The 18,988-nt window shown below is 72.3% G+C and carries 20 protein-coding genes, 1 tRNA gene and 1 riboswitch; of the genes, 10 read left to right on the top strand and 11 right to left on the bottom strand.

All coding sequences use genetic code 11. The features are described 5' to 3' along the window. Position 1: 1 nt before the first annotated feature. From ngcE to HD595_RS26195, 3 genes are all read right to left on the bottom strand, one after another. The gene (gene ngcE / locus HD595_RS26205) at positions 2-1,441 is read right to left on the bottom strand and encodes an N-acetylglucosamine/diacetylchitobiose ABC transporter substrate-binding protein (RefSeq protein WP_253773422.1); all 1,440 of its coding nucleotides are present in this window, start codon (positions 1,439-1,441) and stop codon (positions 2-4) included. A gap of 212 nt (positions 1,442-1,653) precedes the next feature. Then, positions 1,654-2,868: an aminotransferase class III-fold pyridoxal phosphate-dependent enzyme gene (locus HD595_RS26200; RefSeq protein ID WP_253773420.1), complete on the bottom strand. Its 1,215-nt coding sequence runs from the start codon at positions 2,866-2,868 to the stop codon at positions 1,654-1,656. 21 nt (positions 2,869-2,889) lie between these two features. Then, on the bottom strand, positions 2,890-3,861 hold the full coding sequence (locus tag HD595_RS26195; RefSeq protein WP_253773418.1) for a carbohydrate kinase family protein: 972 nt from the start codon (positions 3,859-3,861) through the stop codon (positions 2,890-2,892). A 75-nt stretch (positions 3,862-3,936) separates the two neighbouring features. On the opposite strand from HD595_RS26195, the gene HD595_RS26190 reads away from it, so the two are divergent. After that, positions 3,937-4,521, top strand: coding sequence for a TetR/AcrR family transcriptional regulator (locus HD595_RS26190; protein WP_253773416.1), 585 nt, complete (start codon positions 3,937-3,939; stop codon positions 4,519-4,521). Positions 4,522-4,552: 31 nt separating this feature from the next. On the opposite strand, the gene HD595_RS26185 is transcribed toward HD595_RS26190, so the two are convergent. Next, positions 4,553-5,620, bottom strand: coding sequence for a saccharopine dehydrogenase NADP-binding domain-containing protein (locus HD595_RS26185; RefSeq protein ID WP_253773414.1), 1,068 nt, complete (start codon positions 5,618-5,620; stop codon positions 4,553-4,555). Between the two features lie 115 nt (positions 5,621-5,735). On the opposite strand from HD595_RS26185, the gene HD595_RS26180 reads away from it, so the two are divergent. After that, complete coding sequence (locus HD595_RS26180; protein WP_253773412.1) at positions 5,736-6,380, top strand: class II aldolase/adducin family protein; 645 nt, start codon at positions 5,736-5,738, stop codon at positions 6,378-6,380. Between the two features lie 71 nt (positions 6,381-6,451). Here the strand turns inward: HD595_RS26180 and HD595_RS26175 are convergent, their stop codons facing one another. After that, the gene (locus HD595_RS26175; protein WP_253773410.1) at positions 6,452-8,038 is read right to left on the bottom strand and encodes a DUF885 domain-containing protein; all 1,587 of its coding nucleotides are present in this window, start codon (positions 8,036-8,038) and stop codon (positions 6,452-6,454) included. A 22-nt stretch (positions 8,039-8,060) separates the two neighbouring features. Between HD595_RS26175 and HD595_RS26170 the strand changes: the two genes are divergently transcribed. The 5 genes from HD595_RS26170 (at position 8,061) to HD595_RS26150 (ending at position 11,733) form a co-directional block, all read left to right on the top strand. Next, complete coding sequence (locus HD595_RS26170) at positions 8,061-9,323, top strand: DUF4032 domain-containing protein (protein ID WP_253773408.1); 1,263 nt, start codon at positions 8,061-8,063, stop codon at positions 9,321-9,323. Between the two features lie 197 nt (positions 9,324-9,520). Continuing rightward, entirely contained in the window at positions 9,521-9,898 is a 378-nt protein-coding gene (locus tag HD595_RS26165; protein ID WP_175593873.1) for a roadblock/LC7 domain-containing protein, read from the top strand. Positions 9,899-9,901: 3 nt separating this feature from the next. After that, positions 9,902-10,894, top strand: a complete 993-nt coding sequence (locus tag HD595_RS26160; protein ID WP_253773406.1) for a hypothetical protein — start codon at positions 9,902-9,904, stop codon at positions 10,892-10,894. Further along, complete coding sequence (locus tag HD595_RS26155; protein ID WP_253773404.1) at positions 10,891-11,322, top strand: roadblock/LC7 domain-containing protein; 432 nt, start codon at positions 10,891-10,893, stop codon at positions 11,320-11,322. Before HD595_RS26160 ends, HD595_RS26155 begins: the two co-directional genes overlap by 4 nt. A gap of 39 nt (positions 11,323-11,361) precedes the next feature. Next, entirely contained in the window at positions 11,362-11,733 is a 372-nt protein-coding gene (locus HD595_RS26150; protein ID WP_253773402.1) for a hypothetical protein, read from the top strand. Positions 11,734-11,754: 21 nt separating this feature from the next. Here the strand turns inward: HD595_RS26150 and HD595_RS26145 are convergent, their stop codons facing one another. From HD595_RS26145 to HD595_RS26130, 4 genes are all read right to left on the bottom strand, one after another. After that, on the bottom strand, positions 11,755-12,606 hold the full coding sequence (locus tag HD595_RS26145) for an alpha/beta fold hydrolase (protein WP_253773400.1): 852 nt from the start codon (positions 12,604-12,606) through the stop codon (positions 11,755-11,757). 286 nt (positions 12,607-12,892) lie between these two features. Continuing rightward, positions 12,893-13,723 carry a hypothetical protein gene (locus HD595_RS26140; RefSeq protein WP_253773398.1) on the bottom strand — a complete coding sequence of 277 codons (831 nt, stop codon included), beginning with the start codon at positions 13,721-13,723 and terminating at the stop codon, positions 12,893-12,895. A 187-nt stretch (positions 13,724-13,910) separates the two neighbouring features. Continuing rightward, a riboswitch (cyclic di-AMP (ydaO/yuaA leader) is annotated at positions 13,911-14,049 on the bottom strand. A gap of 201 nt (positions 14,050-14,250) precedes the next feature. Further along, entirely contained in the window at positions 14,251-14,451 is a 201-nt protein-coding gene (locus tag HD595_RS26135; protein WP_253773396.1) for a DUF5302 domain-containing protein, read from the bottom strand. 153 nt (positions 14,452-14,604) lie between these two features. After that, complete coding sequence (locus tag HD595_RS26130; protein WP_253773394.1) at positions 14,605-15,465, bottom strand: aldo/keto reductase; 861 nt, start codon at positions 15,463-15,465, stop codon at positions 14,605-14,607. Between the two features lie 125 nt (positions 15,466-15,590). Here HD595_RS26130 and HD595_RS26125 point away from each other — a divergent pair, with 125 nt between their 5' ends. After that, positions 15,591-16,028, top strand: coding sequence for a YkvA family protein (locus HD595_RS26125; RefSeq protein WP_253773392.1), 438 nt, complete (start codon positions 15,591-15,593; stop codon positions 16,026-16,028). Between the two features lie 11 nt (positions 16,029-16,039). On the opposite strand, the gene HD595_RS26120 is transcribed toward HD595_RS26125, so the two are convergent. Further along, positions 16,040-16,420, bottom strand: coding sequence for a VOC family protein (locus HD595_RS26120; RefSeq protein ID WP_253773390.1), 381 nt, complete (start codon positions 16,418-16,420; stop codon positions 16,040-16,042). A gap of 118 nt (positions 16,421-16,538) precedes the next feature. On the opposite strand from HD595_RS26120, the gene HD595_RS26115 reads away from it, so the two are divergent. Then, on the top strand, positions 16,539-18,296 hold the full coding sequence (locus HD595_RS26115) for an alpha/beta hydrolase (protein ID WP_253773388.1): 1,758 nt from the start codon (positions 16,539-16,541) through the stop codon (positions 18,294-18,296). A 5-nt stretch (positions 18,297-18,301) separates the two neighbouring features. Further along, positions 18,302-18,763 (top strand): hypothetical protein, encoded by a 462-nt coding sequence (locus HD595_RS26110; RefSeq protein ID WP_253773387.1) that lies wholly within the window; start codon positions 18,302-18,304, stop codon positions 18,761-18,763. Positions 18,764-18,810: 47 nt separating this feature from the next. On the opposite strand, the gene HD595_RS26105 is transcribed toward HD595_RS26110, so the two are convergent. Then, a tRNA-Lys gene (locus HD595_RS26105) sits at positions 18,811-18,884 on the bottom strand. Positions 18,885-18,988 lie beyond the last annotated feature (104 nt).

The raw sequence follows: 18,988 nt of genomic DNA, 5'->3' as shown, positions 1-18,988 counted from the left end.
GCTACTCGCCCCGCGTCTGCTTGGGCACGGAGCCGTCCTTCTTGATCGCGTCCGCCTTGGCCTGCATGCGGGAGCAGAACTCGTCGGGGGTGATCCGCCCGGCCATGACCACGTTGATCTGCTCGGTGCCGTAGTCGAACAGCTCCTTGTACCAGCCCTCGAAGCGCGCGTCGGTGATGATGTTCTGCCCGGCGGCGTCCTGGGCCTTGGCCGCGCTGCGCAGGCCGGGCGGCAGGTCGAGCCCCTCGGCCGCGCCGTTGACCACCGTGAGGTTCTGGGTCTTCTCGGTGAAGCCGCGCGCGCCGTCCTTGGACAGCATGATCCGCAGGTACTCCAGGCCGCCCTGCGGGTTCTTGCCGCGGGCCGCGACGAAGAAGTTCTCGCCGACGCCGACCTGGATCGCGCCGTACGGCATCTTGTCGGCCGCCGTGACGTCCGGGATGGGGGCGATGGCGTACTCGAAGCCGTCGGGCTTGTCCTTGGCCATCTCGTTCTCGATCCATGAGCCGACCGGGTAGAAGAGCAGCTTGTCCTGGAGCTGCTTGACCTGGGTCTGGGTGTGGTCGAGGCCGAAGTACGCCTTGTCGCCGTACCTGGCCTGGATGTCGGCCCAGGCGGCGACGGCCTGCTTGACCGGCTCGCTCTTCCAGGCGCCGTCGACGAGGTTGTCGATGTCGATGATGGCCTGGTTGCCGCCGATCTTGGCGGCGGTGTAGAGGACGTTCCAGAGCTGGTAGTACGGGCCCTTCTGGCCCGGGTAGGCGAAGAGCAGGATGCCCTCGGCCTTGGCCTTGTCGCCCAGGGCGGTGAACTCGGCCCACGTCTTCGGGACCGTCCAGCCCTTGGCGGCGAACAGCTTGGCGTTGTACCAGAGGGCGCGGTGGGAGACCGTGTAGTTGAGGACGAGGTCCTTACCGTCGATCTTGGCGTTGTCGAGGACGGCCGGGGTGACGACGTCGCGGACCTTCCTGGCCGGGTCGTCGATCGACGGGGCGTCGAACAGGGCCGTCAGGTCGGCCAGGTGGCCCTGCTCGGCCAGCGCCACGAGGTCGAGCGCCTGGGGGCCGGAGTTGTTGACCACGTCGGGCACGTCGCCGCTGACGAACAGCGGGCGGAGCTGGGTGCTGATCTGCTGGGTGGCGTCGTGCTCGACGGCCGCGCCGGGGAACTCCTTCTTGTACAGCGGCTCGTGGATCTCCTTGGCGTACGCGTCGCCGTACCCGCCGCTGAAGATCGTGACCTTCAGCGGCTTCCTGGCGTCCACCCCGAACGGATTGCGGGGGTCGGCGGAGCCGGCGGCGGAGGTGACGGGCGCGGCCGGCTCGTCGCCGCCGCCGGTGGCGCAGCCGCCCAGCAGGCCCGCTCCGGGACCCACGATCAGCGCGGTCAGGCCGGCGCGCCGGATGAGCTGCCTTCGGGTGATCTCTCCGGGATGGGTCATGGGGGCTCCTGACGGGCTATTAGGAAAGTTTCCTAATGTTTGCCCGAACGTACGGACGCCCCCCGAGCTGCGTCAAGGGGCCGCGATCGAGACGTGACCTCGCCGTGACTCCGTCTCGCGTGCCCCGACCCGGGACAGGGGCCGTGACCCCGCCTCGCGTCCCTCACCCGGGACAGGATCGTCCACGCGGGGCGGCGAGGGCAAGGGCCCGCTCAGCCGAGGTGGGCGCGGGTCTCGGCGAAGGCCAGGTCCGTCCCTTCGAGGGCGCGGGCCACGTCCTCCTCCGTGTGCGCCGCCGACATGAACCAGTTGTGCCACGGGTGCAGGTAGACCCCGTGCCGCAGGCAGGCGTCGCTCCAGTACAGAGCCGTGGACAGGTCCGCGTCGCCGTCGAAGCTGAGCCACGGGATCGTCACCGGGCCCGTCTGGTTCACGGTGAAGCCGTGCGCCTTGGCCTGCGCGTACAGGCCCTCGCGCAGCTGGGTGCCGGCGCGCTCCATCGCGGCGATGCCGTCCTCGTCGCGCAGCGTCTCGATCGTCGCCCTGGCCGCCGCCATCGCCACCGCCGAGAACCAGAACGAGCCGGTCGAGTACAGGGTCTGGGCGGCGCCGCGCAGCGCGTCGGTGCCGGTCACGGCGGCGATCGGGTAGCCGTTGGCCATGGCCTTGGACCACGCCGTCAGGTCCGGGCGCACCCCGTACGGCTCCCACGAGCCGCGCAGGTCGATCCGGAAGCCCGCCCGCACGTCGTCGATCACCAGCGCGGCGCCGAGCCGGTCGGCCAGCGCCCGCGCTCCCCTGGCGAAGGCCGGCTCCACGAGCTCCTGGTCCTCGAACGAGTCGTGCTTGAACGGCGTCACGATGATCGCCGCCACGTCCCCCTCGACGGTCGCCGCCGCGGCCTCCAGCGACTCCAGCGAGTTGTAGGCGAACTCCACCAGGTCGGCCCGCTCGTTGGGCGTGGTGCCCGCGGGCGACGGCGTGCACCACGGGTCGGCGCCGTGGTAGGCGCCGTGGGCCATGAGCACCTTCGTGCGGCCGGTCGCCGCGCGGGCCACCATGAGCGCCTGGGTGGTGGCGTCGGTGCCGTTCTTGGAGAACATCGCCCAGTCGGCGCTGGGGATCAGGTCCACCAGCAGCTCGGCCAGCTCGACCATGACGGGCCCCGGGCCGTTCAGGCAGTCGCCCTGGGCGAGCTGCCGGGCCGCGGCCTCCTCGACGCGGGGGTGCCGGTGGCCCAGCACGACGGGGCCCCAGCTGCACATGAAGTCGATGTACTCGCGGCCGTCGACGTCCCACTGCCGGCAGCCCTCGCCCCGCTCGAAGAACTGCGGGTAGCCGGGGGCGAAGATGGCGGCGTTGAGGTGGCCGTACATGCCGCCCGGGACGACTTTCGCGGCCCGCGCGCGCAGCTCGGCGTCTTTCATCAGGTGCCTTCTCTCAGATGGTCAGGTCAGCAGGGCGAGGGTGGAGTCGAGGTCCGTGATGCCGGCGTCGGAGCCGAGGCCGGTGGCGACGCGGGCGGCGGCGGCCGTGCCCCAGCGGGCCGCCTCCAGCACGTCCCGCCCGTGCAGCAGGCCGGTGATGAAGCCGGCGCAGTACGCGTCGCCGCACCCGGTCGTGTCGGAGACCTCCACCTTCAGGGCCGGCAGGTGCTCGACGCCGTCGGCGGTGGTGACCAGGCTGCCGTCGCCGCCGAGCGTGACGAGCACGCCGCGCGGCCCGTCGGCGAGCAGCGCCAGCGCCGCCTCGGCCACGTCACCGCCGTCGCCGGCGCCGCCACCGCTCCCGCCGTTCGCGCCGCTGCCGTCACCGCCGAGCCCGGTCATGAGCAGCGCCTGGGACGCGTTGGGCAGCACGTAGTCCACGTGGGGCAGGAACGCCCGGGCCATGCCCAGCAGGTCCGGCATCTCCGACAGCAGGTCCATCGTCACGATGGTCCCGCCGGCCCGCAGCTCGTCGAGCAGCGCGAAGAAGGCCGGATCGCCCAGCCCGAACGTCACGTCCACGCCGCCCAGGTGGACGGCCCGCGCCCCGCGCAGCGCCTCCACGTCGAGGTCGGCGAGCGTCACGCCGAGGTTCGCGCCGGGCACGTGGAAGCTCGGCCGCCCGCCGTCCGGCCTGATCGGCAGGATCGACGCGGCGGTCTGCTCGTCCGCCCTGCGCACCAGCCGGGAGGCGTCGACGCCCCGCTTGGCGAGGACCGCCAGCAGGAAGTCGCCGAGCTCGTCGTCGCCGACGGCGCCCATGGTGACGACGTCGTTGCCCAGCTTGACCAGGTCCACGGCGGTGCCGGCCGCGGCGCCCGCGGCGGTCAGCCGGATCTGGTCGACGAGCACGGTGTCCTGGCCCTCGGGGATGCGCTCGACGGGCCGGGTGAGGATGTCGACGATGTGGACGCCGACGGTGGCGACGGTCATGGTCTAAATAGACAGACGTCCGAATAAAAAGTCAATATGCTGGGAGCCGTACGACGCACGAAGGGGGACGACTCCTTGCCCAAGATCGTTGACCACGACGAGCGCCGGCGCGAGCTGCTGTCGGCGGCCCGCCGCGTGATCGTCCGCGACGGCATCGACGCCGCCACCACCCGCGCCATCGCCAAGGAGGCGGGCTACTCCAACGGCGTGCTCGCCCACTACTTCGCCGACAAGGACGAGATCCTGCTGTCGGCGCTGCGCCAGTCGCACCAGCGCATCCGCGCGCGCATCACCCGCCGGGTCGAGGGCGTCACGGGCCTCGCCGCGCTGCGCGAGCTGCTGCTCGACAACCTGCCGCTGGACGCCGAGCGCACCCAGGAGACCCGCCTGGAGGTCAGCTTCTGGAGCCGCAGCCTGGCCGCCGAGCGGCTGGCCGAGGTGCAGCGGGCCGAGGCCGAGGAGCTGCGCGCCGCCGTACGCGGCCTGCTCGGGCAGGCGCGCGAGGCGGGCGAGCTGACCACCGAGGACAACCTGGACGACGTCACGGAGCACCTGCTGGCGCTGGTGGACGGGCTGAGCCTGCACCTGCTCCTCTACCCGGGCCGCCTGACGCGGGTGGACCTCGAACGCCTCATGCTCGCCCACCTCGACCGGCTCTGACCCCCGCCGCCCCGGGCGGGCCGGCGCGCGTTCACAGGTGCAGGGTGAAGGCGCCGAGCTCCTCCAGGCGGCGCAGGAACGGCACCGCGGGGAACGCCTCCGCCGTGCTCAGCACGCCGGCCTTGCTCGGCCCCTCGCCCCGCGCCAGCCGCACCGCCGCCTCGGCCGAGGCCAGGGCGCCGACCCACCAGATGTCGCGTCCGCGCACATGGCCGTTGCGCCCGCCGCCTCCGGCGGCGATGGCCTGCACCGCCACGGTGAACTCTGTGCGGGCGCGCTCCTCGGCCGTCGCGTCCTGGCTGGTGAAGACCTGCTCCTCCTCGAACGTGCTCGCCGTGAGCTGCGACTCCACCGACCGGGCCGGGACGTGCCGCGGGATCGTCACCACCTCCCCCGAGGGGAACGGCGCGATCATGGTGCGCGGCCCGACCGGGGGCGGGAAGGGGAAGACCGTGTTGCGGATCTCCACCGGCCCCACCCGCTGCGCGCCGTCCGCGAACGTCACCCGGTCGATCTCGCCGATGAGCAGCTCGGCGGTCCGCACCGCCGCCGGCGTCATCCGCCAGCCGGTCACCGCGTAGCCCACGGTCAGCCGGTCCACGCCGGTCATGCCCTCGGTCACCGCCGCGGCGAGCAGGTCGGCGACGCCGCCGTAGAAGCTGAGCTGCGGCACCATGACGATCCCGGCCCGCTCGGCCGCGGCCCCCATCGTGTCGAACAGCTTCTTCACCGGGTGGGGCTCCACGGCGTGGTCGATGTAGTGGCAGCGGCCCGCGACGGCCGCCTCCGCGACGGGCACGGCGGTGTCGGCGAACGGCCCGGCGCAGTGGACCACCACGGCGGACTCCTCCGCCAGCGCGCGCAGCCCGTCACGGTCGTCCAGGGACACGGCTCTCGTGCGCACCCGGGCGGGCCCGTCCGCCGACGCGGCTCCCGCACCGCCCTGGGCGGAGTCGTCCAGCTCGGCCGCGAGGGCGTCCAGGGCCGCCCCGTCGCGGCCGGCGAGGAGGACGCGCGCTCCGCGGGCCAGCAGCTCGGCGGCCACCAGGCGTCCGGTGTGGCCGTTGGCGCCGTAGATCGCGATGGTCGGTGCGTCCATGACGGGACCTCTTCCATACTCCGGGTATGCAACCACGACTCACCGAACGTATGTTCGCGACAATCCACCGTCAATGCCGTTGATGTATTTCGGACGACCGACTACATTGCCGCCCATGAGCCCCCGTGAACAGCTGTGCGTGTACGGCAGGCGCGCCGTCGAGCTGGGCCTGGTGATCGGCACCTCGGGCAACCTGAGCGTCCGCCAGGGCGACCTGGTCGCCGTCACCCCGTCGGGCGTGGCGCTCGACCGGCTCACCCCCGAGATGTGCCCGGTCGTGGACATGGACGGCCACCTGGTGGAGGGCGACCTCCAGCCGTCGTCGGAGACCCCGATGCACCTGGCCGTCTACGCGAGCACGGCGGCGCAGGCCGTCGTCCACACGCACTCGGTGTTCGGGACGGTGGTGGCGACGACGATGACCGAGCTGCCGCCGATCCACTACAACACGCTGCTGCTCGGCGGCACGGTCCGCGTCGCCCCGTACGCCACCTACGGCACGCCCGAGCTGGCCGCGAACGTGCGCGCGGCGCTCGACGGCCGGCAGGCGGCGCTGATGGCCAACCACGGCGGGGTGACCATCGGCGCCACGCTGGAGCAGGCGTTCGAGGCGACGCGGCTGCTGGAGTGGCTGTGCGAGGTGTACGTGCGGGCGCTCGGGGTGGGCCGGCCGGCCGTCCTCACGCCCGAGCAGCTCGACGCGGTCGTGGAGCGGGCGTTCGACCCGCCCCACTTCCCCCGCCGGCCCGCCGGCCGCTGACCCGCGCGGCCCCGGGCCCCCGCTGCTGCGGGCCTGCGCTGCTGCGGGCCTGTGCGAGCCCGCGGCCTCGCTCAGCCCTCCGCGGCGGAGGCCCCCGTGACGGCCTTCTCCGCGAGCCCGAGGGGCATGCCGCCCGAGCCGGCGATCAGGTCGTGGAACTCCTTCGGCGTCCCCGCGTACGACTGCCTGATGCGGTCGATCTCGATCGCGCCCGTCAGGTACGACGGCGCCTGCGTGGGCCAGGCGCAGTAGCGGCTGACCTCGCCCTGGGCCGTCCCCGGCGAGAGCGACGCCTTCGTGGACATGAACTCCTCGGCCTGCTCGATCGTCATGTCGTCGCAGTGCAGGGCGGTGTCCACCACCATCCGGGCGGCCCGGAAGATGCGGCAGTCGAGGTGGGCCAGCTCGGTGGCGGGCGTGTCGAAGTAGCCCTCCTCGTGCAGCACCTTCTCCACGTACAGGGCCCAGCCCTCGGTGAAGTACGGCGTGCGGAACACCTTGCGCACCGTGCGCGGGTTGCCCGCCATGTGCGACAGGTGCCAGTGGTGGCCGGGGTAGGCCTCGTGGACGGCGATCGAGGGCATCTGGGCCCGGCAGTTGGTGCGCAGCCGCTGCCGCACCTGCTCGTCGCTGAAGCCGTCCGGGGTGTACGGCACGAAGAACACGCCGGTGCGCGAGCTGGTCAGCGGCGGCGGGGCCAGGTAGTGGGCCACGGCCACGATGGGCCGGTTGTACTCGGCCGAGGGCAGGACCAGGCACTCCTCGCCGTCGGGGAAGGTGACGAGGTCGCGTTCCCGGACGAACTCCTGGGCCCGGCGCGTCTCGGCCTCGTACTCGGCGCGCATGTCGGCCAGGGTCGGCGGGTGGTCGTCCATGAGCGACTCCATGGCGGCCCGCCAGTCGGTGGTGCCGTTGACGCCGCGCGCCACCTCGCGCATCCGCCCGTCGAGCTCGGCCCAGGCGGCCTTGCCCTTCTCGTGCAGCTCGGGGGCGCCGTAGCCGAGCATCTCGCGCTCGCGCAGCAGCGTGGAATACAGGCGCTCGCCCATGCGCCAGCTACCGCCGCACTCGAAGCCCTCCAGGAACGTGACGAGCTCGTCGAAGGCGTGGCCGGCCGGCTTGGCGGCCTCGGCGAGCCGGGCCCGGGCGGACTCGTCGGCGACCATGCCGGGCACGGTCTCGGTGAGGAACCTGCGGCCGGTGCGCGCCTGTCCCAGCGCGCGCTGCACCAGGAGCGGCGCGGCCAGGTCGGGGTCGAGGTTGGCCCGGCACGCGGCGAGCACGGCGGGCACCTCGGCCAGCCGGGCGATCGCGGCGTCCACCAGCTCGGCCTCGGGCTTGAGGCGCTGCTGGAAGGGGGTGAAGAGGGAGCCGAAGATCGGGTTCAGGTACGCGGCCGGCTCGCGGCGCCACTCGGGCCACGACTCCAGCGCGACCGCGCCCCTGAGCTGGGAGACGACGAGGTCCCGGTCGAGCTCGTCGTCGAGGGTGGCGGGCTCCGTGGCGGACAGCCGCTCCAGCCATGCCCGGGTCTCGCGGGCGCGGGCGGTCCATGCCTCGGCGGAGAAGTCGCCCAGCGTGTGGTCGTAGCCGTCGGCGCCGAGAACGCTGGCGATCACCGGACGGTCGGAAAAGTACCATTTGAGAAACTCGTCCACCGCCGCACAATATCCTGTAGAAATGCCGCTGCAGATCACCGGAGCGCTCGAAGATCCTGACCTCATCGGGCTCCCGTGGGACCGTCCACTGGCCGACTGGCCCCAGCACCACCTCGTCGACCTTCCCAGGGGCATCTCCCGGCACGTCGTGCGCTTCGCCCGGCTCTCCGGCAAGGTGTACGCGATCAAGGAGATCAGCGAGCGGTACGCCCGCCGCGAGTACCAGCTCCTGTGGGACCTGGCCCGGCTGGACGCCCCCTCCGTGGAGCCGGTCGCCTACGTCACCGGCCGCGAGGAGGGCCTCGACGCCGCCCTGATCACCCGCCACCTGCAGTTCTCGCTCCCGTACCGGGCCGTGATGTCCGGCACGCTGCGGCCCGACACGCTGACCCGGCTGCTCGACGCGCTCGCCGTGCTCCTCGTGCGGCTGCACCTGAACGGCTTCTACTGGGGCGACTGCTCGCTGTCCAACACGCTGTTCCGCCGGGACGCCGGGGCGTTCGCCGCATACCTGGTGGACGCCGAGACCGGCGAGATGCACCCGATGATCAGCGAGGGACAGCGGCTGGCCGACATCGACGTCGCCCACACCAACATCTTCGGCGAGATGCTGGACCTGGAGGCCGGCGGCCTGCTGCATCCCTCGGTGGACCCGATGGAGACGGCCGAGGACATCGTCAACCGCTACCACCGGCTGTGGGACGAGATCACCCAGGACGAGATCATCGAGGAGGTCGACTGGCACCGGGTGGAGCAGCGGATCCGGCGGCTGAACCTGCTGGGGTTCGACGTGGCCGAGATGATGGTGCGGCGCAAGGTCGGCACCGGCCGGCTGATCGTACGGCCCAAGGTGGTCGACGCCGGCCACCACCAGCGGCGCCTGCTCCGCCTGACCGGCCTGGACGTCGAGGAGAACCAGGCGCGGCGGCTGCTCAACGACCTCGACGGCTTCCGCGTGGCCAAGGGCCTGCGGCACGAGGACGAGGCGATCGTGGCGCACCGCTGGCTGGCCGAGGTGTTCCAGCCGACGGTGGACGCGCTGCCGCCGGACCTGCGGGCCAAGCTGGACCCGGCCCAGGTCTTCCACGAGATCCTCGACCACCGGTGGTACCTGTCGGAGGAGGCCGGCGGCGACGTGGGCCTCGCGGCGGCCGTGAAGTCGTACATCGAGAACGTGCTCGTCTACAAGCCGGACGAGAAGGCCGTCCTGCCGGACGAGCCGCCCGAGGGGCTCTCGGACGACGCCGAGGCGTCCGCGGACGACGCCACGGAGGAGCCCGGCTGATCCGCTGACCTGAGAAAAGGCGAAGGATATTCGCCTAAGTCCGCCTCAATCCGGATAACTCGGAGAAAGCTGCGCCGCAGTGGGGTTTTTCTTCTCCCGCGCCGTATAGCTTTCGTCCCTCCGCAGTCCGGCCCCGCTCCGCGCCCCCGTGCCGCTCCTACGCTGTCCCAGTCTTCAAGACGGCGAGGGGAGGTTCCGTGCTGGGACTGGACGACTGCCTGACCGAGGTCATGGCCATACCGGGCGCGCTGGACGCCATGCTGCTGGACCAGACCAGCGGCATGGCGGTGGCCGCCAGCGGGGCGCCCCAGGGCGTGGACACCGAGCGCTCCGCCGCCGCCCTGACCGAGACGCTGCGCGCCACCATGGACGGCCTGGCGCGGTCGTGCCCCGGCGACACCGTCCGCATCGACGACATGCTCGTCACCACGGACCGCGGCCACCACCTGCTCCGGCTCATGGAGACGGTGTTCGAGGGGCCGCTGGTCATCTACGTCCGCCTCGACCTGGAGCGCTCGAACCTGGCGCTCGCGCGCCATCGCCTGCGGGACATCTCCGGCCGGCTGCTGGCGTGACCGATGGCCACCCTCGACACGCTGCTGGCGAGTCTCGCCAAGGACCGCCCCACCGGCGCCCTGCGCGTCGGCCGAGCCGGCACCGTCTTCCTCGACGAGGGGCGGATCACGTACATGGAGTGCGCCCAGACGCCCGGCGTCGAGCGACTGCTGACCGCGCGCGGCCGCATGCCCGAGGCGGCGCTGCGCCGCGTCCAGGCGGACGGCGGCTGCGAGCGGCTGCTCGCCGAGGGCGCGGTGACGCTCGGGGAGCTGCAGTTCTGCGTGCTGGGGGCCGTGCTGGACGCCGCGTTCTTCCTGCTGCCCGCCACGGGGACGCGGCCGAAGTTCCGGCCCGGCGAGCGGCACTGGCTGGGCGGCCGGTGGTACTTCGAGGTGTCGGGGCTCGTGCGGGAGTGCGCGCGCCGCCGGGCGCAGCTCGCCCGGATCTGGCCGTCCGCCGACGTGGACACCGCCCCGGTACGGCCGGCGTCCCGGCTGCCCGGCCAGGGGGTGACGCTCACCGCCGTCCAGTGGGAGATCATCACCCGCGCCGACGAGGAGGCGACACCGCTCGACCTGGCCCGGCTGCTCGGGCGGTCGGGGTACTCGGTGCTGCTGGCGGTACGGCGGCTGGCCGCGTCCGGACTGCTCACCCCCACCGCCCCCGACCCGCCGACGGACCCGGCCCGCTCCACCGATCCCCCCGTTCCCGAGACCGCCCGGCCCGAGAGCGCCACGTCCGAGGCCGGCGGCGGGCGGGGAACCGCGCTGCCCAAGCGCGCCCGCGGCGGCGGGCGGCGGGCCCGCCACTCCCCCCAGACCCCGGATCCGGCGGATGCGCCGCCCCTCCTCCATGACACGACGGACGCCGACGACATGGCGGGCGCGGCCGGAGCGGCGGGCGTCGCGGACACGGAGGGCCCGGCGCGGTCCTTCGGCCCGGCCGTGACCGCGGACCCGAGGGACCTGGCTCTGCTCATGCGGCTGAAGAAGGCCCTGGAGGAGCTGGCATGAGGTTCCCCCCACTCACCGTCGTGAGACTGCCCTCGCTCAGAAGGAGGCCGCCGGTGGAGCTGCACGACGAGGTGCTCAAGGAGATGGTGCTCCTGCGGGAGCGCACCCCGGACATCAGCGGCAGCGTCGCCTGCACGGTCGACGGGCTGGCCGTCGCCTGCGACCCCGCGGCCGACAACGGCGAGCGGACGGCCGCGCTGACCGCCGCCCTGCTCGCGATGAGCAGGCGCATGCTCGCCATGTCCGGCAGGGGCGATCTGGAGGAGACGCTCATCTCGGGCACGGCCGGGTTCGCCGCGTTCTACGCCGCGGGCCCCACCATCGTCCTCACAGTCCTGGCCCAGCCCGGCACGAACCTCGGGCTGCTCCGGCTGGAGGGCCGCAAGACGGCGGCCGCCGTGGCCGCCATCGCAGCACGGATGCGATGACCCAACCCCAGGCAGATCACCACAGAACGGAGAAGTGACATGGCCAGCATGGACGTCTCGCTCAAGGAGATGATGACGATCGACGGCTCCATCGGGGCGGCGGTCGTCGACCACGGCAGCGGCATGACGCTGGGCGCGCTCGGCGGCTCCAAGGACCTGGACCTCCAGGTCGCTGGCGCCGGCAACACCGAGGTGGTCAAGGCCAAGCTGCGCACGATGGACTCGCTCGGCCTCAAGGACGCGATCGAGGACATCCTCATCACGCTCGGCTCGCAGTACCACATCATCCGGCCCGTCAGCGGGCGCGGCGGCAAGGGACTGTTCCTCTACCTCGCCCTGGACCGCAACCGGGCCAACCTGGCGATGGCCAGGCACCAGTTGCGCTCCATCGAGGAGAAGCTGGAGGTGTAGCCGGCGGCCGGGGGACGGCGGCTACGGCTGTCCGGCGGTCAGCCGGGTGATGGCGGCGACGAGCTCCGGCCAGATCGGGCGCGGCAGGTCGTGGCCCATGCCGGGGAAGGTCAGCAGCCTCGCCCCGGGGATGGCCTCGGCGGTGGCCAGGCCGCCCGCGAGGGGGACGAGCTGGTCGTCCTCGCCGTGGACCACGAGCGCCGGCACGCCGAGCCCGCGCAGTCCCTCCGTGCGGTCGCCCGAGGCCATGACGGCGGCGAGCTGGCGCGCGGTGCCCGCCGGGTCGAAGCAGCGGTCGAAGGCGCGGCCCGTCACGTCCGCGATGCGCGCCCGGTCCGGCTCGTAGCCGGGTGAGCCGATCAGGTCCCAGGCGGCCTGGGACCGCTCGATGGCCTCCTCGCGCCCGGCGGGCGGCGGGGCCAGCAGCACCGCGCTCGCCGCGGGCGTGGGAGGGGCGGCCCGCGGGCCGGGCGTGGACATGATGGAGGTGAGGCTGAGCACCCGTCCGGGATGCCGGATGGCCAGCACCTGGGCGATCATGCCGCCCATCGAGGCGCCCACCACGTGGGCGGCGGGCCACCCGAGCGCGTCCATCAGCCCCGCCGTGTCGTCGGCCATGTCGTCCAGCAGGTACGGCGCGGCGCCGCCGAGCCCGGGCCTGCCGTACTCGTGCAGGTGCGTGGACAGGCCCGCGTCGCGGTTGTCGAAGCGGACGACGTGGTGCCCCTGGTCGGCGAGGAGGCGGCAGAAGTCGTCGTCCCAGTGGATGAGCTGGGTGCCCAGCCCCATGACGAGCAGGAGCGGACGGGCGCCGGGGGTGCCGAAGCTCTCGTAGGCGAGCTCGATGCCGTTGGCCTTCGCACGCGCGATCACGTTGAACAGAATGACATTCGGATCACTGTGCGTAAAGAGCCGGACATGGAATGAAGAGCGGGATGTGCGGCGAAGAGGCCGAAGAATACCGGAAATGCGTCGCCCCGCTCCGGGACCGCCGGGGCGGCGGCGGTCCGGAGCGGGGCGACCAGGGGCCCGGATGGAGAGGCAGGCAGGCCCCTGAGGGAGGGCCGGACCGGACGGGGTGGCGTCCGGACCCGGCCGTGTGGTCGGGTGCCGGCCGGCGCGCCGTCCTGGGGAGGGACGGCGGGCGGCCCGGCGGGGGTCAGCTCTTGACGAGCAGCTTGCGCAGGCGGTCGCGGCCGAGGTACGCGCCGCCGCCGACCGCGGCCACGCCCGTCAGGGCGAGGGCGGCCGAGGCGCTGAGGCCCTGGTCGCCGGAGGCGGCGTCGCCGGCCTCGGCGGTGGAACGGCCGGAGGTGCGCTCGGAGGCGGTCACCACGCCGGCGTCGTCGTTGCCCTTGTCGCGCTCGGAGACGGAGGTCACCTCACCGGTGGAGCCGGCGCCGGCCTCCTTGGGAGCGGTGGCCTTGTCCTCGGCGAGCAGCGGGGGCTTGGCCGGGTTGCGGTCCACGCGGCGCCAGGCGCCGGAGGCGAAGGAGACCGGGACGTTCTTCTTGCCCGGGCCGCTGCCCCACTTGGTGATGACGTAGCTCACCTTGATGTGGCCCTGGCCGCCGACGCCGTCCACCCCGAGCGTCTCGGAGTTGAAGCGGCCGCCGGTGAGCTGGGCGAAGGTCTTGGCGTCGAGGTCGAGCATGACGCCGCTGCTGGAGGGCACGCCCGGACCGCGGTCGCCGACGAAGAACGGGGCCTTCTTGCCCTTGTAGACGACGTAGCCCTCGGTCATGAGGGGCCAGCTCGGGCTGGCGACCAGGCCCTTCTGCATGGGCTTGCCGCTGGCCGGCAGGCCGGTGTCGCCGGCGCGGCCGGACGAGTCGTCCCAGAAGTAGGAGGCCGTGGTGGAGCCCTTGAGGAGAACCTTCTGGTCGGTGTCGGCGTCGGCGTGGGCCGCGGTGCCGGCGCCGAGGGTGAGTGCGCCGAGTACGGCCGCCGTCAGGAGGGAGAAAGAACGCATGCCAAGTCGTGCGGACATGTGTCGGAAGAATCCTTTACGTGGGGTACAGGAGGGCGCGCTCGCTCAGATGGGGGCGTAGCCGGGCAGATCGCCTAACGGGCGCTACGCGGGAGCGCGAAAAGGTAGATCAGGGGAAGGGGGTGCCGCTCAGCAGGCGGCCGGTGTCACTGCCCCGTCCGGGGGTACGCGGTAGCGCATCGAAGTCGTGTCCTCTCCATCTCGCCTACCGGGTTAGCTGACGGGTTCGGACGTGGAGATGCCCTACCGGCCCGAGTTGGGCCGGATTCACCCCAGATGTTTGGGTCCCCGGTTCCCGCTGGCGCGGGATTCGGCGCCGGCCAGCCGCCGCTTCCTGGCGAAGGGCTAGGTCACTGTCCGGTCGATGCGTTCGACTCTAGCCAGCGAACCGGACAATAGCAAAGGAAACCCCATAAAACGGGTGAAGATCTACCTTTCAGGCAAAGAAAAGGAGGGGTACGGCCATGCCGTACCCCTCCAGAAAACCAGGTTTCAGCGCGTGCTCACGACGCCTGGCCGCTGCGCGTTCAGCCCCCGCTCTTGCGGCGGAAGGAACGCTTGCTGGCGGCCGGCCCGTGAGCGCCGTGGATCTTCGAAGCGTCGCCGCCCTTGCCACCAGCGCCCGAGCCACCCTGCTGGACGCGCTTGCGCTCCAGGGCCTCCCGGAACTTGCGCTTCATCTCGTCCTCGGGAGTTTCGCTGACTTCCGGCTCCGGTGTTTCCGTCATGAGGACCTCCTGGTGTTAGGGACGTTCAAAGCTTCGCACGCCCGTACCCGCCGTGCGAAACCGGCCGACCGCGCCGGCACCGGGCGTGTCAGCCGCGAGGAACGCGAGCAGGGCGGAGATCTACCCGCCCTGGAACATCGGCAGGGCGGAGATCTAGCCGTCGAGCAGCGCGAGCTCCTCGGCGGTCAGCACGAGATCGGCCGCCGCCACCGAGTCGAGGACGCTCTCCGGCCGGCTCGCCCCCGGGATGGGGATCACGACCGGGCTGCGGGACAGCTCCCAGGCCAGGCAGACCCGCTGCGGCGACACCCCGCGCCCCTCGGCCACCTTGGCGAACGCCTCGTACTCCCCGCCGAGCCGCCCCGCCGAGCTGATCCCGCCCAGCGGCGACCACGGCAGGAACGCCACCCCCAGGTCCTCGCACACGTCCACCTCCGGCTCGGAGGAGCGGAAGGCGGGCGAGTACTGGTTCTGCACGCTCGCCAGCCGGCCGCCCAGGATGTCGTAGGCCGTCCGGATCTGCCCGGGGTCGGCGTTGGAGATCCCGGCCATCCGGATCTTGCCGGCGTCGAGCAGGTCGCGCAGCGCGCCGATCGTCTCCTCGTACGGCACGGACGGGTCGGGCCGGTGGTGCTGGTAGAGCCCGATCGCCTCGACCCCGAGGGCCCTGAGGGACCGCTCGCACGCCTCGACCAGGTACGACGGGCGGCCGTCGAGGGCCCAGCCGCCGTCGGGGACACGCGTGTGGCCGCCCTTGGTCGCCACCAGCACCGCGTCCCGGTCGCCGCCCCAGCTCGCCAGCGCCTTGGCGACCAGCCGCTCGTTGTGACCGACCTGGTCGTGGGCGGGGGCGTAGGCGTCAGCCGTGTCGATCAAGGTCACGCCGGCGTCCAGGGCGGCGTGGATCGTCCGGATCGACTGGGCCTCGTCGGGCATGTGCTCCGCCACCGACATGGGCATCGCGCCGAGACCGATGGAGCTGACGGTCGTCTGTCCGAGTGGTCGCGTGTTCATGCCCACATCCTCCTCTCGTCCCTGTCGAAAGAGGAAGGCGCCCTTACCGGGATCGGCGACCGTAAAGTGGGGCCGTACCGGAAAGGGCCGGAACGGACGAAACGGGCGGGAACGGAAGTGAGGGCGTGGACGGCGTGCGGGGCTGGCTGATCGGGCTCGCCGTCACGGTGGTGTGCGTGGCGGCCAGCTGGGGCGTGCTCGTGCTCCTGGCGCGCAGGCTGCCGCCCGGCCTGTTGCGGGATCTGGCCGCGTTCATCCCCGACTGCCTGACCGCCGTCCGCAGGCTCCGCCGCCACCCGGCCGTGCCGCGCCGCGCCAAGGTCGCCGTCATGATCGCGGGCGTGTGGGTGGCCAGCCCGGTCGACCTGATCCCCGAGTTCCTCCCGGTCATCGGCCCGCTCGACGACATCGTGGTGGTCGCCCTGGCGCTGCGGTACGCGGCGCGGCAGGTCCCCCGGGAGGTGCTGCTGGAGGCCTGGCCGGGCGAGCCCCGCCTGCTCCTGCGCCTGCTCGGAGACCCCCGCCCGGCAGACGGGGAAGGCTCGCCGAGCGGCCGCGACTGAACCGAGGACGCTCATGCGTCCACCCTCCTCCGCAGCAGGCAGAACTCGTTGCCCTCCGGGTCGGTCAGCACGTGCCAGCTCTCCTCACCCGTCTGCCCCACGTCCGCCGGCCGGGCGCCCGCCGCGAGCAGCCTCTCCAGCTCGGCGTCCTGGTCGCGGTCGGTCGCGTTCAGGTCGATGTGCAGCCGCAGCTTGCCGCCCTTCGGCTCCTCGGACGGGCTGAGCACGAGGATCGGCCGGAACCCGCCCGCGCCATCCTCCTCGGGCCCGATCTCCACGGACCCGTCGTCGGGCCGCTCCAGCACGACATAGCCCAGGACCTCACACCAGAACGCCGCCAGCCTCTCCGGATCGCGACAGTCCAGCACCAACTCAGTTATCCGACACGCCATGTCCCCATCCGTACCACTTCGCCACGCTCCCGGCCGAACCAGCCGAGAAAGCACTTACCCGGGTGAGTCGCCGATCACCTGAGAATCACCGGGCTGACCTGGCACTCTGGGCCGCGTCATGGCGGATCACAGGGCGGCGCTCGCGGCGTACGAACGGGCCGCGGCGCTGGCCGCCGGCCACCACGCCGACCTCGACCCGGCGACGCGGCTCACGCATGCCCACGCCTGGGTCGGCGGCGGCGCCCCCGCCTTCGCCGACGCCCTCTCGCGCCACCGCTCCGCCCTGCAGTCCTCGCTCACCGGCGCGCTGCACGCCCTGGCCCTCCTCGTCGTACGACACGGCGGCCCCGCCCCGGCAGTGCCGGCGCTGACGACATCGGTGACGACCCTCGCACCCACCGCGGGACGCTTCCAGGGCATCGACGTCGACGCCATGACCGCCCTGGTGGCGTCCCTGAGCCGGGTCGCGCACACGCTGCCCGTCGCGGGAGCGCGCCTGGCCGCCGAGCTGTCGGGCCTCGGCCTGTCCGCCGAGCCGGGCCACGCGCTCGGCCGCATCGCCACCTGGACCGCCGCCCAGAGCGACGACCTGCGCCGGCGCCTGCACCGCATCCGCGAGACCGTACCAGGACTCTCACTGCCCGCGGGGCTCGCCGCGTACGGCCTGTTCGGCGCCCACGCCGCGGACCCGGCCGGGGCGGAGCGCCTGCTGGCCCGCGCCGGCGCCGGGGACGAGGAGGCGGTGACGCGCCTGCTGACCCTCCAGGACGGCGGCGCCGACCCGGGCCTGGCGGCGCGGATCGCCGCGTGGTGGACCACGCTCTCGGCGGGCACACGGGAACGGCTGACGACGCTGCCGCGCTTCGGGCTGCTGAACGGCCTGCCGGCGACCACTCGCGACCGGGCGAACCGGCAGTGGCTGGCGGAGCAGCGGGCGCGCCTGGAGCGGGAGCTGGGGACGGCCACGGCCGACCTCGGCCGGCTGGCGGACCCCGGCCTGCTGGGCGGCTGGGAACGCATCGCGGCCCGGCTCCGGCGCCTCGACCTCATCGAGGCGGGGCTGCGGCCGGTGGCGGGACATCCGGAGCCGCTGCTGCTGGCGTTCGACGTCACGGGCCAGGGACGGCTCGTGGTCTCGTGGGGGGATCCGGATACGGCGGACATCACGGTCACGTCTGTGTCGGGGCTCACGTCGGGGCTGGACGCGGCACAGGGGGATCTGGAACGGTCGCGGGCGCTGTGGAGGCAGGCGCGCGCCACCAGTGGAGACCGTTCGATCGCGTCGATCACCTGGCTCGGCTACGACGCTCCGCAGCTCGACCCGGGCCTCTTCGACGTCACGAAGTCCGTCGCCGCCGACGACGCGGCGAGGAAGGGCGGAAGGGCGCTCGCGGCGTTCGCCGACGGCCTGCACGCCGCACACGCCCCTTCGGCCAGGGCGCGCAGCGTGATGATCGGGCACAGTTACGGCTCACTGACCACCGGCCACGCCGCCGTCCTCCGCCGCGGCAGACTCGCGGACGACCTCATCCTCATCGGCAGCCCGGGGGTGGGGGTGGAACACGCTTCGGGACTTGGCATGGATCCGGCGCACGTGTGGGTGGGCGAGGCGGGGAACGACCCGGTGGCGGCTCTGGGACGGTTCGGGAGAGATCCGGGGGACGACTCGTTCGGGGCTAGGCACTTTCCGGTGGGCCGAGAGCCCTTTACCGAGGCCCACAGCTGCTACTGGACACCGCACTCGCCGTCGCTCCGCAACATGGGCCGGCTCATCAACGGTCAATACGACATGCTCACCGCTCCAGCCCCGCTGAACACGACTCCGCAGCTTCTCATGCCCGAACTAGGACCTGATTCGCCCAGCTCCAAGGAGTGAACGACATGCTCCGACTTTTCGCCGCACTTGTTCTTCTCACCTCGGGATGTTCCGTGAACCAGCCTACAGCCACCTCCGCCCAAGCGCTTGCTCGTGTTGAGCAGCTCATCCACGAAACCGCCGACATCCTTACTCCAAAGCCGCGGCTGGAATCCGTCCCCTCCTTCGAGGTGCCCAGCACGTGCTGGGACGAGGACAAATCGCAAGATCAAATCATCGTAAGCCGCGCCTACTGGCTACGTGACGTGCCCAAGAGCGAGAACATGTCGATCTCACAGCAGGTCCGTGCCCACTGGGAAGCCGCCGGCCATCGGATCGTCGCGTCCGGGCGAGCCGGGAACCCAGACCTGAGCGGTGAGTCCCAGCCGGACGGCTTCACCCTCACCCTCACCTGGGCGGAAGGCGACAACCTCTACCTAGGAGCCGCCTCCCCCTGCGTCTGGCCGGATGGGCATCCGTCCGAGTAACGACAAAACCCCAGGCCGTCTCCCGACAACCTGGGGTTTTGGAGCGGTGCGCCGCCAGGGACTCGAACCCCGGACCCGCTGATTAAGAGTCAGCTGCTCTAACCAACTGAGCTAGCGGCGCGTTGCTGAGAGGAATATACCGGCACTCGGCATCCTGGTCGAATCGGCTGGAGTCCGACTCCTCCAGGACGGCGGGCGCGAGACTAGAATAAGGTTCGGCTGTGA

It is taken from the genome of Nonomuraea roseoviolacea subsp. carminata (assembly GCF_024172185.1).
In the GTDB taxonomy this organism is placed as follows: Bacteria; Actinomycetota; Actinomycetes; order Streptosporangiales; family Streptosporangiaceae; genus Nonomuraea; species Nonomuraea roseoviolacea.
Note: the sequence above shows the minus strand (reverse complement) of the source record. Positions and strands in the feature narration are given on the sequence as shown.

Coding starts and splice junctions, on each gene's coding strand:
- ngcE (WP_253773422.1), bottom strand. CDS start 1,441: ATGACCCATCCCGGAGAGATCACCCGAAGGCAGCTCATCCGGCGCGCC.
- HD595_RS26200 (WP_253773420.1), bottom strand. CDS start 2,868: ATGAAAGACGCCGAGCTGCGCGCGCGGGCCGCGAAAGTCGTCCCGGGC.
- HD595_RS26195 (WP_253773418.1), bottom strand. CDS start 3,861: ATGACCGTCGCCACCGTCGGCGTCCACATCGTCGACATCCTCACCCGG.
- HD595_RS26185 (WP_253773414.1), bottom strand. CDS start 5,620: ATGGACGCACCGACCATCGCGATCTACGGCGCCAACGGCCACACCGGA.
- HD595_RS26180 (WP_253773412.1), top strand. CDS start 5,736: ATGAGCCCCCGTGAACAGCTGTGCGTGTACGGCAGGCGCGCCGTCGAG.
- HD595_RS26170 (WP_253773408.1), top strand. CDS start 8,061: ATGCCGCTGCAGATCACCGGAGCGCTCGAAGATCCTGACCTCATCGGG.
- HD595_RS26160 (WP_253773406.1), top strand. CDS start 9,902: ATGGCCACCCTCGACACGCTGCTGGCGAGTCTCGCCAAGGACCGCCCC.
- HD595_RS26155 (WP_253773404.1), top strand. CDS start 10,891: ATGAGGTTCCCCCCACTCACCGTCGTGAGACTGCCCTCGCTCAGAAGG.
- HD595_RS26150 (WP_253773402.1), top strand. CDS start 11,362: ATGGCCAGCATGGACGTCTCGCTCAAGGAGATGATGACGATCGACGGC.
- HD595_RS26140 (WP_253773398.1), bottom strand. CDS start 13,723: ATGTCCGCACGACTTGGCATGCGTTCTTTCTCCCTCCTGACGGCGGCC.
- HD595_RS26135 (WP_253773396.1), bottom strand. CDS start 14,451: ATGACGGAAACACCGGAGCCGGAAGTCAGCGAAACTCCCGAGGACGAG.
- HD595_RS26130 (WP_253773394.1), bottom strand. CDS start 15,465: ATGAACACGCGACCACTCGGACAGACGACCGTCAGCTCCATCGGTCTC.
- HD595_RS26120 (WP_253773390.1), bottom strand. CDS start 16,420: ATGGCGTGTCGGATAACTGAGTTGGTGCTGGACTGTCGCGATCCGGAG.
- HD595_RS26115 (WP_253773388.1), top strand. CDS start 16,539: ATGGCGGATCACAGGGCGGCGCTCGCGGCGTACGAACGGGCCGCGGCG.
- HD595_RS26110 (WP_253773387.1), top strand. CDS start 18,302: ATGCTCCGACTTTTCGCCGCACTTGTTCTTCTCACCTCGGGATGTTCC.